12 protein-coding genes are annotated in these 12,128 nt (G+C 64.2%); 9 read left to right on the top strand and 3 right to left on the bottom strand.

What is annotated here, in order from left to right:
• Window positions 1–36: 36 nt before the first annotated feature.
• Window positions 37–2,022, bottom strand: a complete 1,986-nt coding sequence (locus tag ACFC2Y_RS07575) for a TonB-dependent receptor domain-containing protein (RefSeq protein ID WP_375173864.1) — start codon at window positions 2,020–2,022, stop codon at window positions 37–39.
• Between the two features lie 317 nt (window positions 2,023–2,339).
• Here ACFC2Y_RS07575 and ACFC2Y_RS07570 point away from each other — a divergent pair, with 317 nt between their 5' ends.
• The 4 genes from ACFC2Y_RS07570 to ACFC2Y_RS07555 all read left to right on the top strand — a co-directional run bounded on the left by ACFC2Y_RS07570 (window position 2,340) and on the right by ACFC2Y_RS07555 (window position 5,996).
• Window positions 2,340–2,918 carry a rhomboid family intramembrane serine protease gene (locus ACFC2Y_RS07570; RefSeq protein ID WP_375173865.1) on the top strand — a complete coding sequence of 193 codons (579 nt, stop codon included), beginning with the start codon at window positions 2,340–2,342 and terminating at the stop codon, window positions 2,916–2,918.
• 289 nt (window positions 2,919–3,207) lie between these two features.
• On the top strand, window positions 3,208–4,425 hold the full coding sequence (locus ACFC2Y_RS07565) for an ABC transporter substrate-binding protein (protein WP_375173866.1): 1,218 nt from the start codon (window positions 3,208–3,210) through the stop codon (window positions 4,423–4,425).
• An 82-nt stretch (window positions 4,426–4,507) separates the two neighbouring features.
• On the top strand, window positions 4,508–5,260 hold the full coding sequence (locus ACFC2Y_RS07560; RefSeq protein ID WP_375173867.1) for an ABC transporter ATP-binding protein: 753 nt from the start codon (window positions 4,508–4,510) through the stop codon (window positions 5,258–5,260).
• A complete protein-coding gene (locus tag ACFC2Y_RS07555) occupies window positions 5,253–5,996 on the top strand; it encodes an ABC transporter ATP-binding protein (RefSeq protein WP_375173868.1) in 744 nt (247 codons plus the stop codon). Before ACFC2Y_RS07560 ends, ACFC2Y_RS07555 begins: the two co-directional genes overlap by 8 nt.
• A 6-nt stretch (window positions 5,997–6,002) precedes the next feature.
• Here the strand turns inward: ACFC2Y_RS07555 and ACFC2Y_RS07550 are convergent, their stop codons facing one another.
• A complete protein-coding gene (locus tag ACFC2Y_RS07550; protein ID WP_375173869.1) occupies window positions 6,003–6,857 on the bottom strand; it encodes an AraC family transcriptional regulator in 855 nt (284 codons plus the stop codon).
• A gap of 101 nt (window positions 6,858–6,958) precedes the next feature.
• Between ACFC2Y_RS07550 and ACFC2Y_RS07545 the strand changes: the two genes are divergently transcribed.
• From ACFC2Y_RS07545 to ACFC2Y_RS07525, 5 genes are read left to right on the top strand one after another with little or no spacing between them, the layout of a single operon-like run.
• The gene (locus tag ACFC2Y_RS07545) at window positions 6,959–7,849 is read left to right on the top strand and encodes a branched-chain amino acid ABC transporter permease (protein WP_375173870.1); all 891 of its coding nucleotides are present in this window, start codon (window positions 6,959–6,961) and stop codon (window positions 7,847–7,849) included.
• A 1-nt stretch (window position 7,850) separates the two neighbouring features.
• Entirely contained in the window at window positions 7,851–8,834 is a 984-nt protein-coding gene (locus tag ACFC2Y_RS07540; RefSeq protein ID WP_375173871.1) for a branched-chain amino acid ABC transporter permease, read from the top strand.
• Window positions 8,821–9,654, top strand: coding sequence for a phosphoenolpyruvate hydrolase family protein (locus ACFC2Y_RS07535; protein ID WP_375173872.1), 834 nt, complete (start codon window positions 8,821–8,823; stop codon window positions 9,652–9,654). The genes ACFC2Y_RS07540 and ACFC2Y_RS07535 overlap by 14 nt, the downstream gene beginning before the upstream one ends.
• A gap of 19 nt (window positions 9,655–9,673) precedes the next feature.
• Window positions 9,674–10,123, top strand: coding sequence for an SRPBCC family protein (locus ACFC2Y_RS07530; RefSeq protein ID WP_375173873.1), 450 nt, complete (start codon window positions 9,674–9,676; stop codon window positions 10,121–10,123).
• Complete coding sequence (locus ACFC2Y_RS07525) at window positions 10,120–11,325, top strand: Tm-1-like ATP-binding domain-containing protein (protein WP_375173874.1); 1,206 nt, start codon at window positions 10,120–10,122, stop codon at window positions 11,323–11,325. The genes ACFC2Y_RS07530 and ACFC2Y_RS07525 overlap by 4 nt, the downstream gene beginning before the upstream one ends.
• A 287-nt stretch (window positions 11,326–11,612) precedes the next feature.
• Here the strand turns inward: ACFC2Y_RS07525 and ACFC2Y_RS07520 are convergent, their stop codons facing one another.
• Complete coding sequence (locus tag ACFC2Y_RS07520; protein ID WP_375173875.1) at window positions 11,613–12,074, bottom strand: hypothetical protein; 462 nt, start codon at window positions 12,072–12,074, stop codon at window positions 11,613–11,615.
• Window positions 12,075–12,128 lie beyond the last annotated feature (54 nt).

Below are 12,128 nucleotides of genomic sequence, written 5' to 3'. Positions count from 1 at the left end.
GGATCGGACCGCCCCCCCGCCGCGTGTGCGTGGTGGTCAGAAGACCTTTGCGATCGAGAACTTGAAAGTGCGGCCCGGGGCGGGGCGGCTGGAGAGGTAGGGCGTGTATTGCGCGTCGAACAGGTTCTCGACACCGCCACGGAACTGCACCCCCTCCATCGGGCCTGAGTTGGGCGTATAGGCCGCGGCCAGCGCATAGGTGGTGAAGGCCGGGCTGGAGGTGACCCCGCCGCCGAACTGCACGTTCCGGCTGGTCGCCCAGTCGTGGCGCATCTCGACCGACAGATCGAGCTGATCATCCATAAACCGCTTGCCGAGCGTCAGCTGCAGCGAGTCCGCAGGCGCGTTATTGAACCAGCTGCCATCGCCCCATTTGGCGCGGATATGTGAGGCATTGAGATCGACATAGAACTGCGGATGCGCGTAGGAGAGTTCCAGCTCGACCCCGGTGATGCCGATCGCGTCAGCGGCGGCGGAGTTGAAGTTGGAATAGGTGGTGTTGTCCCAGATCTCCGTCCGGAAGGCCGAGAGTTTTGCCGCCAGCCGGTCTTCGGCGGCCAGGACATCGGTGCTGTCAAACGACAATCCCAGCTCGTAGGTCATGGCCTTTTCGGTGATGGCCATGTTGGCGGCCGAGGTCAGGTCGTCGATGATCGGCAGGTTGGTGTTGTAGGCGACGGTGCCGAAGGCGGACCAGTCCGGGGTGAAGGCATAGCGGGCGGAGACGGCCCCGGCCCAGTCCGACGCGGAATAGCGGGTACCATCCGCAATTCCTGCGTTGCCGGAGGAGGTGATCCTCTGCGCCTCGTACCGCAATTGCGGCGTGACCGTCAGGGCCCCGATATTGATCTCATCCGTGAGATAGAGCGCGACATAATCATCCGTCCCGCCCGGCGTGGACCCCGCATTCGTCCCCGTATGGCTGACGGAGCTACGGTCACGGCTGCCGATTTCGAACCCCGCAAGCAGGGTGTGGTCGGCCGCGCCGGTGGTGAATTCGGAGGTGTTTTCCAGAACGAACGCCAGGCGCTTCGTCCGGTTGTCGGCGTTATAGATGGTCGACGACGTGGTGGCGGAAAGGTTCTCGATCAACTCGTCGGAATAAAGGAGCTTGGCGGAAAGGTTGATCAGCGGGGCGTCAATCGGTTTGTATTCCAACGCCAGATAGGCCGTGACATCCGTGATGTCGGCATCCACCCGCGCGGGAAAGAGCGAGCCGATGAAGTCATAGCTGACGTCCCGCAGAGAGTTGCTGGTCTTCGAATAGGACGCGGTGAAACTGAGGTCGTCGCTCAGGCGATACTTAGCCTTCACCAGATAGGAGGGCAGCTTGTAGCCCGTATCCGCCTGGATCGCACCGGTGCCGTCCTCGTAATCCTGCGCCTCGCGGTAGCCATAGAAGGCGATGAGGTCGAGGTTGTCATCTGGCCGCCAGGCAAGGATCGAGGTGGAGACGACACCGTCGCCGTTGCTTTCGAAGGCCAGCTTCTGGCGGAAGGCAAAGCGGTCGTCGCCTTCGAGAAAATCTGCGGCATCCTTGGTCACCGCTTCGACCGTGCCGCCGATCGCACCGGAGGAGAACCGGAAACTTTCGCCCGGGCCACGGATCACCCTGACCTCCTTGAACAGTTCCGGCTCGACCGTCAGCAGGCTGCCCTGACGGTACAGCTCCTCCTGCCCCTTGGAGACGCCGTCGATCACGACATTGACCTTGGTGTTGGAGCCATAGGTGCCTGCATCGGCGCCTAGCCCGCGGATGTTGATGGACGAGCCCTGCGGCGTGGCGGCGTTCGACAGGGTCACGCCGGGAACGGTCCCCATGAGTTCCGCCAGGGTGGAGGCCTGCCGGGAATCCAGCTCCTCCTGATCGAGAGTGGTCTCGGCGGTGGCGGTGTCCGTGGACACGCCCCGCATGCTTTCGACGCGGATCGTATCCAGAACGAGGGCCTGGGAGAGAGCGGGAAGAGGAAGGGCAATAGGCACCAGCAGGCTGGCACCAGCGAGAAGCTGCGAGCGTGTCATAAGGCATTCCGATGTGAGTATTTTCGGCTGGCTCGTCGACACGAAGCTGGCGTTCGCGGCTTGGCTACCCATCCCAAGTAAAAGAGTCAAGTATAGGATATCTTTTTTCGGATCTATCGGAGGGCACGCCTGCAAACCTGCCCCCGGACCACGCAAAAATGGGCGCCGACAGGGCAAGGTCGCTGAAACGGCGACCGGCGCGCAGGGCCATGCGGCCTGTCGGGTCTCGCCACATGGTTGGGGAGGTGTCGCGCGCGAAACCCGTTGAAGGCGCCATTGAGACGTCTACCTTCGCGGACATGGGGAATCGGGATCACATGCGCACCTTCCTGCGGCGCGCCGGGGCGCTCGCGGGTTTTGTCGCCCTCCTCTGGGTGGTGCAGGGACTCAACTGGGTCACCGGCTACAGCTTCAACCGGGCCTTCGGACTGATCCCCCGGCATATCGGCGGTCTGGACGGCATCGTTGCAATGCCTCTCCTGCATGGCAGTTTCGCGCACCTGATGACCAATACGCCACCGCTGCTTGTGATGGGTGGCCTGCTGGCAGCCACGGCGACACGAAAATTGCTCGCCGTGAACGCGGTGGTGGTCGGACTGGGCGGCGGTCTTGTCTGGCTGCTGGGAAGCAGCGCCATCCACATCGGCGCATCCGGCCTGGTCTTCGGCTGGTTCGGCTTCCTTGTGGCCCGCGGAGTGGTGGATCGCTCGCCCGTCACGCTTGGCGCGGCGCTGCTGGTCGGGTTTCTCTATGGCTCAATTCTCTGGGGCGTTCTGCCGGGCCAGCCCGGTGTGTCCTGGGAGGCGCACCTGTTCGGCGCCCTGGCCGGCGCGGCGACTGCTTTTGTTGTCCCGACACATGTCCACGCCCCGCGCCTCAGAAACATGCGCAAGTAAGACGCTTTTCCACGCATGGGTCAGTCACGGGCCTGCGCCGCGACAGAGGGTGTTCACAGCAAAAGGAGCTGTCGGCGCCCCGCTCTGCCCGGACCGAACATCGGCCCGCAAATCCCCCTCTGTATGAGCGGAGGAACACCAGCGCTTCGGGGGAAACCCCGCAGGTCGAGATGTGCATTTCGGATATTTTATCTTGCGGAATGCACATTGTGAGGCGGCTACGAGACGGTAAAGTGGTGGAAAACACTACTAGACCGATACGCGAGTCCAACCTGAGGAGGAGGAAAGAATGCGTGGAATGTTTGGGCGTCTGCTGGCGTCAACTGCCTTTGTCACCGCCGCTGCGGCGGCACAGGCCGAGGTCTCGGACAATGTCGTCCGGATCGGTGTCCTGACCGACATGAGTGGAATATACAGCGATCTCGCCGGGGAGGGCGCGGTCGAAGCCGTACGCATGGCGGCCGAGGATTTCGGCGGCGAAGTGCTCGGTGCGCCGATCGAGGTGATCTTCTCGGACCACCTCAACCAGGCGGACACCGCTGCGGCCAAGGCGCGTGAATGGTTCGACGTGGAAGGCGTCGACATGATCAACGATCTGTCCAACTCCGGCGCGGCGCTTGCTGTCGCCGCGGTCGCGAAAGAGGCCAAGCGCCACATCATCGTCAATGGCGCCTCGAATATCGGCATCACCAACGACATGTGCTCGCCCTACGCGATCCACTATGCCTACGACGCCTATTCCCTGGCCCACGGCACCGGCAAGGCGGTGGTCAAGGATGGCGGATTGTCGTGGTTCTTCCTGACCGTCGATTTCGCCTTCGGCATCGGGCTGGAAGAACAGGTCACCGCGGTTGTGGAGGAAGCCGGCGGCAAGGTGCTGGGCTCGGCCCGTCATCCGCTCTCCGCCAGCGACTTCTCGTCCTATATGCTCAACGCCCAGTCCTCGGGCGCCGAGATCATCGGGATCGCCTCGACCGGCGGCGACGCGGTCAATGCAATCAATGCCGCCGCTGAATTCGGCCTGACCCAGAACCAGACCCTGGCGGCCCTGCTGCTGTGGCTCAACGATATCCATTCGATCGGACTCGAGGCCGCCCAGGGGCTGATGCTAACCAATGCCTGGTACTGGGACATGAACGAAGGCTCGCGTGAGTTCGCGCAGCGCTACTTCGAGCGGGTCGGCTCGATGCCCAACATGAGCCAGGCGGCGAACTACTCGTCCACCATGCATTACCTGCGGGCGATCGAGCAGGCCGGCACCGATGACGCCGATGCGGTGTCGGAGGCGATGCGCTCCATGCCGATCAACGACTTCTTCGCAAGCAACGGCTCTGTCCGCGAAGATGGCCGGATGATGCATGACATGTACCTGTGGCAGGTAAAGAGGCCGGAGGAATCCGAAGGCGAATGGGACTATCTCAAGCCGGTCTCGACCATTCCGGCAGAAGACGCGTTCCGGCCGCTGGATCAAAGCACCTGCTATCTCGTGACCGGCGACAAAAGCTGATCGCGATACCCCTTGAAGACTGGTATAGCCGGGCCACCACCGCATGGCCCGGCATCCTCATCCCCTCGTGCGAGACCACCCCATGACTGCCACCGTGCTAGAGGCAAAGGGCCTTACCAAGAGCTTCGGCGCCTTCGCCGCCGTCGGCGGTGTCGACCTTGCGCTTCGCCGCGGCAGCATTCACGCCCTGATCGGCCCCAACGGGGCTGGCAAGACCACCTGCTTCAATCTCCTGACCAAGTTCCTGACGCCGAGTTCGGGCACCATCCATTTCAACGGTCGCGACATCACGGCGCTCGACCCCGGGTCCATCGCGCGCATGGGGCTGGTGCGGTCGTTCCAGATTTCGGCCGTCTTCAACAGCATGACGGCGCAGGAAAATGTCATGCTCGCGCTTCAGCGACGGCGCGGCGAATCCTACGATTTCTGGACCCGGAAATCCGCCCTCGCCGCCAATCGCGGCGCCGCGATGGAGCACCTCGCCAGCGTCGGCATTGCCGATCTTGCCGGGGTGGCGGCGGGCGATCTGTCCTATGGCCATCGCCGGGCGCTCGAAATCGCCACCACGCTTGCGCTTGAGCCCGAGGTCATCCTGCTTGACGAACCCACGGCCGGCATGGGCATCGAGGACGTCGATCGTATCACCCGCCTGATCCATGACGCCGCGCAGGGCCGCTCTGTCCTGATGGTCGAACACAACCTCGGCATCGTCTCCGAAATCTGCGACGAGGTGACGGTTCTCGCCCGCGGCCGTATCCTGGCGCAGGGCGACTATGCCAGCATCGCCGCGAACGACCAGGTCATCGAGGCCTATCTGGGGGGCACCCATGTCTGAGGCGCAGATCGAGGCCGAACAGGCCGACACCACCACGCAGACCGTGCTCGACGTCTCCGACCTGCGGGCGTGGTACGGGCCCAGCCGGGCACTGCATGATATCGCCCTCTCCGTGCGTACGGGCGAACTGGTGACGATGCTGGGCCGGAACGGCGCGGGCAAGACAACGACCCTGCGGTCCATCGTCGGCATGGTCCCCCGCCGGTCCGGGTCGATCATCATCAACGGAACGCAGACCATCGGCCTGCCCTCGCACCGGATCGCCCGCACCGGTATCGCCTTCTGCCCCGAGGACAGGGGCATCTACGCCAGCCTCAGCGCCGAGGAAAACCTTGTCCTGCCCCCCGTCGTGGCGCCGGGCGGCATGAGCGTCGAGGACATCCTGACGTTGTTCCCCGGCCTGCGCGATCGGATGAAAAGCCCCGGCACCAAGCTGTCGGGCGGCGAGCAGCAGATGCTCGCCATCGGCCGTATCCTGCGCACCGGGGCGCGTCTTCTGCTGCTCGACGAGCCGACCGAGGGGCTGGCCCCTGTCGTGGTTCAGCAAATCGGCGCCGCCATCGCCGACCTGAAGGCGCGCGGCTATACGATCCTGATGGTCGAACAGAACGTGCGCTTCGCCTCCACCGTGGCTGACAGACACTATGTCATCGACCGGGGCCAGGTCGCCGAAACCTTCGACAATGCCACCCTGCTGGCGGACTTCGACCGGATCAGCGCGCGGCTCAGCGCCTGACCGGCCTCAGCCCCCCTTGGCCACCACGACCGGATTGCGCCGTCGCTGGAACCGCGAGGGACGGAAGCCAGTCATCCGCTTGAACGCATTCGAAAAAGCAAAGGGGTTCTGATACCCCACCTCAAAGGCCACGTCCTCCACCCGCATGTCCGTCGTCGCGAGAAGCTGCGCCGCCTGCTGCACGCGCAGATAGGTCAGCTGCTGCATCGGACTGCGCCCGAGACGGGTCTGGCACAGGCGGCGCAGATGCTCGCCACTCATCCCGGCGATCCTGGCCAGTTGGTCAAGGGTCCAGGGATGGCCCAGCCCGGCGGTAACTTCGGCCCAGAGCTTGCTCAGCCGTTCCTCGTTGCGCAGCGGTTCCGTGTAGCGTTTCACATAGTGTTCGATGAGGTCGATCCATAGCGCGGTCGCCGCGATATCACCGCCGCTGTTCACTTCGTGGTAGAGGCCCAGGATCGCATCCGACAGAGGCTTGGGATCGACCCGCGCGACCAGCGGGGTCATCCCCTCGATCACCGACCGGGGCGATTGCGGCATGTAGCGGACCCAGCAATATTGCCACCGCTTGCCCGGCACGGCGTGAAAGGCGTGCAGCACATGCGCGGGGGCCAGCGTGACCATGCCGGCGCGGTGCGGGCGCCAGCGACCATCCAGCAACATCCGCCCCTCGCCGCCAAGACAGGCGTGCAGGTAGGCGCCGCTCAGGTTCGTCCGCACCACGCGGTAGGGCGGTGCGGCATCGCCGACGCCCACATGCGACAAAAGCCGCCGTGCCAGTGGCGGGCAGTCTTCGGCGCGCACGATCTGCTGATGCGTATCCTCTCCGACGATGTGGGTTTCGGATAGATTCTCGTGCATGATGACTATTGCCCGGACGTTTGCCGCGACCATAAAGTGCGGAACAGTAATATCAAGGCGCAACGCATCGCGCCGACTGAGGCGTTCGAGGAGGGGGGCCGATGATCGAGATTTTCGGCGTTCCATTGGTCGCGCTGACCGGGCAGATCATGCTGGGGATCGTCAACGGCGCGTTCTATGCCGTGCTCAGCCTCGGGCTTGCGATCATCTTTGGCATCGTCAAAGTGGTGAACTTCGCCCATGGCGCCTTTTTCATGATGGGCGCCTTCCTGTCCTTCCTGCTGCTCGACACGCTTGGCATCGGCTTCTGGGGGGCGATCTTCGTGGCGCCGCTGATCGTCGGGGCGATCGGCATCGTCGTGGAACGGCTTCTGCTGCGGCGCATCTACGGGCTCGATCCGATCTACGGGCTGCTTCTGACGTTCGGCATGGTGCTGGTGATCGAAGGCAGCTTTACCGTATCTTTCGGGTCGTCCGGTCAGATCTACACCGCGCCCGATCAGCTGCGCGGGGCGGTCAACATGGGCTTCATGTTCATGCCCATCTACCGGCTTTTCGTGATCGCGGCGGCTGTGGCGATTTGCGTCGCCACATGGCTGGTGATCGAGCGGACCTCCATGGGCGCCAAGCTGCGCGCCGCAACCGAACGCCCGCAGCTGACCCAGGCCTTCGGGATCAACGTTCCCCTGCTGATGACCCTGACCTACGGCGCCGGCGTGGCGTTGGCCGCGCTTGCCGGGGTGCTGGCGGCGCCGATCCAGAACGTCAGCCCGTCAATGGGCTCGGAACTGGTGATCATCGTCTTCGCCATCGTCGTGATCGGCGGGCTGGGCTCGGTTTCGGGCGCAGCGATCACCGGGTTGATGCTGGGGGTTGTCGAGGGGCTGACCAAGGTCTTCTATTCCGAGGCCTCGACCATCATCGTCTTTCTGATCATGGCGATCGTACTGCTGGTCCGCCCCGCCGGCCTCTTCGGCCGCGAGGAGGGCTGAGATGGCTCGCACGCTCCTCCTTGCGTTGGCCGCGCTGCTGCTGCTTGGCCTCGTCCTCGTGCCCTTCTATCCGCAGGTGATCTACCCGGTCTTCGTGATGCGCGTGATGTGCCTCGCGCTCTTCGCCTGCGCCTTCAACATCCTGCTGGGCCACACCGGCATCCTGTCCTTCGGGCATGCGGCCTTCTTCGGCAGCGCGGCCTATTTCTGCGGCTACATGCTCAAGGAACAGGGGCTGTCACCTGAAATCGGCCTGCTGACCGGGGTGGGCAGCGCGGCCCTGATGGGGGCGATCTTCGGCGCGCTGGCGACGCGGCGCTCGGGCATCTACCTGGCCATGATCACGCTGGCGCTGTCGCAACTGGTCTACTTCCTCTTCCTGCGCCTGCCCTGGACCCACGCCGAGGACGGCATGCAGCAGGTCCCGCGCGGCACCCTTCTGGGGGTCCTCGATCTCAACAATGCCATCACGCTCTATTTCGTGGTTCTGGTGCTGACACTGGCGGGGCTGGGCCTGATCCACCGCATCGTGCATTCGCCCTTCGGCGAGGTGCTGCGCGCCATCCGCGAACATGAACCCCGGGCGAAATCCCTCGGCTTTCCGGTGGCCCGCTACAAGATCCTTGCATTCACCCTCTCGGCGGCGCTTGCAGGGCTGGCCGGGTCGCTCAAGGTGATCATCTACCAAGTGGCCTCGCTCCGGGACGTGCACTGGAGCATGTCGGGCGATGTCATCCTGATGACGCTCCTCGGGGGTATGAACTCCGTCTTCGGCCCGGCGCTTGGCGCGGCGCTCATCTCGGCCCTCTACCACTATTTCGACTCGCTCGGCGGATGGGTGACCATCACTGTCGGCGGCATCTTCATCGGTTGCGTCCTGTTGTTCCGCAGGGGGATCGTGGGCGAAGTCCACGCATTCCTGTCGAACAGCCGCGCCGCCCGGGCTTCCCATGACGAAAAGGACAACGAGAATGCCAAGAATTGACCGCTCCGAGATCCTGGAGCGCCTGAACAGGCAAATCGCTGACGGCATCCCCGTCGTGGGGGGCGGTGCGGGCACCGGCATTTCCGCCAAAAGCGAAGAGGCCGGCGGCATCGACCTGATCATCCTCTACAACTCCGGGCGTTACCGCATGGCCGGCCGGGCCTCCTCGGCGGGGTTGCTGGCCTATGGCAATGCCAATGAAATCGTCAAGGAAATGGCGCTCGAGGTGCTTCCGGTCTGCAAGACCACCCCGGTGATTGCCGGCGTCAACGGCACCGACCCCTTCATCATCATGCCCAAGTTCCTGCGCGAGCTGAAGGAACTGGGCTTTTCCGGCGTGCAGAACTTTCCCACCGTCGGGATCATCGACGGCACCTTCCGCACCAGCCTGGAAGAGACCGGCATCAACTACGCCTCCGAGGTCGACATGGTCCGGCAGGCGCGTGAGCTGGACCTGCTGACAACCCCTTACGTCTTCGACCCCGATCAGGCGGTGGACATGGCCAAGGCCGGGGCCGATATCATCGTGCCGCATATGGGCGTCACCACCGGCGGCACGATCGGCGCCACCACGTCGAAAACGCTGGAAGATTCGGTGCGCCTGATCGACGAATGCGCGGAAGCCGCCCGAAAGGTCCGGAAAGAGATCATCATCATCGCCCACGGCGGCCCTATCGCCACCCCGGATGACGTGGCCTATGTTCTGGAGCACAGTGAGCATTGCAACGGCTTCTACGGCGCCTCCAGTGTCGAGCGGCTGCCGGTCGAAACCGCGATCAAGGCGAACATCCAGGCATTCAAGGCGCTGAAACTGAAGTAATCCACCAAGGGAGGAGACCATGGCGAGAGTATATATCAGCGCGGTCATAGACGCGCCCGTCGAAAAGGCATGGGAGGTGCTGCGCGATTTCAACGCGCTGCCGCGCTATCACCGGTTCTTCAGCAAAAGCGAAATCGAGGACGGCCTGCCGGCTGACAAGATCGGCTGCGTGCGCAACTTCTACACGCATGACGGGGGCCACATCCGCGAACAGCTGCTGACCCTGTCGGACCGCGAGTACCGCTGCTGCTACTGCATCCTCGAAGCGACGCTGCCGGTCCGGGGCTACGTCTCCGAAATGACGCTGAAGCCGATCACCGAAAGCGGCCAGACCTTCGGCGAATGGTGGGCGGAATACGAGGTGGACGAGGCCGACGCGGCGGAGGTCTTCCAGACGGTGTCCGACACGTTCCGCTTCGCCTTCGAGGGCGCCGAAGACGTGATCCATGGGCGTGAGGTCCAGCGGTGACCGGAAACAAGGTCTACGTCGTCGGAACTTTCGACACCAAGGCCGAGGAACTGTCCTATGTCGCCCGCCTTGTCCGTGGGGCAGGTGTCGCCGTTACCACCGTCGATGTCGGCACCACGGCCGGGCCGGGGGGCGCCGATGTCTCCGCCGCAGAGGTCGCCGCGCATCATCCTGACGGTGCCGCCAGCGTCTTCGAGGCCCCCGACCGTGGCGCGGCGGTGATCGCCATGTCCGCGGCGCTGACCCGCTTCGTGGCGACGCGGACCGATATCGCGGGCATCCTCGGGCTTGGCGGCTCGGGCGGCACCTCGCTGATCGCACCCGCGATGCGGGCCCTTCCACTCGGGGTGCCCAAACTCATGGTATCCACCGTCGCCGCGGGTGACACATCCGGCTATGTCGGCGTCTCGGACATGACGATGATGTTCCCGGTGACGGATATCGCGGGGCTCAACACCGTCTCGCGGCGTATCCTGGCAAACGCGGCGCATGCGATCGCCGGCATGGCGTCGGGCAACGAGGCCGACACCACGGCCGACACGCGCCCGGCCCTCGCCCTGTCCATGTTCGGCGTGACGACAAAGGCTATCCAACAGCTGCGCGCACGGCTCGACACTGACTTCGACTGCATCGTGTTCCACGCGAACGGCGCGGGTGGCAAGGCTCTGGAGGCCATTGGCGACAGCGGCATGGTCTCTGCCATCGTTGATGTCACCACCACGGAGGTCGCGGATTATCTGATGGGGGGCATATGCTCCGCCGGGCCGGAGCGCTTCGACGTTCTGGCGCGGACCGGCATTCCCTGGATCGGCTCCTGCGGCGCGCTGGACATGGTCAATTTCGGCCCGCGCGCGACGGTGCCGGAGAGGTATGCGGACCGTCAGTTCATCGTGCATAACGCCGATATCACTCTGATGCGGACCACGCCGGAAGAGAACGTGGATATGGCGCGGTGGCTGGCGGCCAAGCTGAATGCCTCGCCCGGTCCCGTGGATCTGGTCCTGCCCCTGGGCGGCGTCTCCGCACTAGATGCCCCGGGCGGAGCCTTCTGGCACCCCGAGGCGGACGAGGCCCTGTTCGAAACGCTCGAGGCGACGTTCGACCGGTCGGAAACCCATCAATTGCATCGTCTCGACGCCCATATCAACGATGTGGCCTTTGCGGATTTCGTCCAGGATCTCGTTCGCGCTCGTCAGAAGTAAAGACGGGGGTCTCGTGGCAGTTGCCATCGAAGTCCCTGATCTCTTCGCGTTCGGGTTTTGAAGCTGGGGTCCTCGGGAGTTTCGAAGCCTGCAGCAAGCTCATGGATATGTTGATCCGTACGACAGCAAAAAAGCCGCGGCCCTTTCGGGTGCGGCTTGATCGCTAAGATTGGTTGCGGGAGAGCGGTTTGGACTTTGGCGAAAACCACGCTGTTCATCCCGGTTGCCCGGTAGGTTGCGTGTCGGGCGGAGGCGCAGCGTGACGCCCCCTGCCCGGCTGGGTTCCATCAGGACCCGGACTCGTCTTCAGTCCCGTCACCTTGCGGCGTAGCCTTCGCGGCCTTGGCATCTCGCTCGGCTGCCTTGGCCGCTGCCCTCAGCTCTTCCTCGGCCGCCCGGGCTTCCTCGGCATCCGCCTCTTCGTGCCACTCATCGACGATGTCCGGACGCAGGGGATGCGTGGCAATCCGGCGGCGGTTCGCGGCGGTCGCGAGCCGCTCCAGCCCGAAGAAGAACGGAGCCAGGACTTCATCGTCCATGGCCGCGATGAACTCGGGCATCGTGTCGTTGATCGCCTTGGATCGCAGGCGTTCCTCCTTGTCCTCCTTCTTCACCTGCTTGTCGAGCGAGCGACGGAGGGTCGCCAGGGCGCGGGCCGTAGCCGCCGTGTCGGGCAACCCCGCGGACTGCTGGCGCTGCTTGCGCGAGGCTTTGGAGGCGGCGAGTTCGGAGTTGAGAAAGTTGGTCATCGTGCTGTCCTTCGTTGATGCGATGGCCTCCGCGGAGGTCCGGGTTTGAGGGGC

The sequence above is a fragment of the Pseudooceanicola sp. genome (assembly GCF_041987405.1).
In the GTDB taxonomy this organism is placed as follows: Bacteria; Pseudomonadota; Alphaproteobacteria; order Rhodobacterales; family Rhodobacteraceae; genus Pseudooceanicola.
This window is presented reverse-complemented; position numbering and strand designations above follow the sequence as displayed.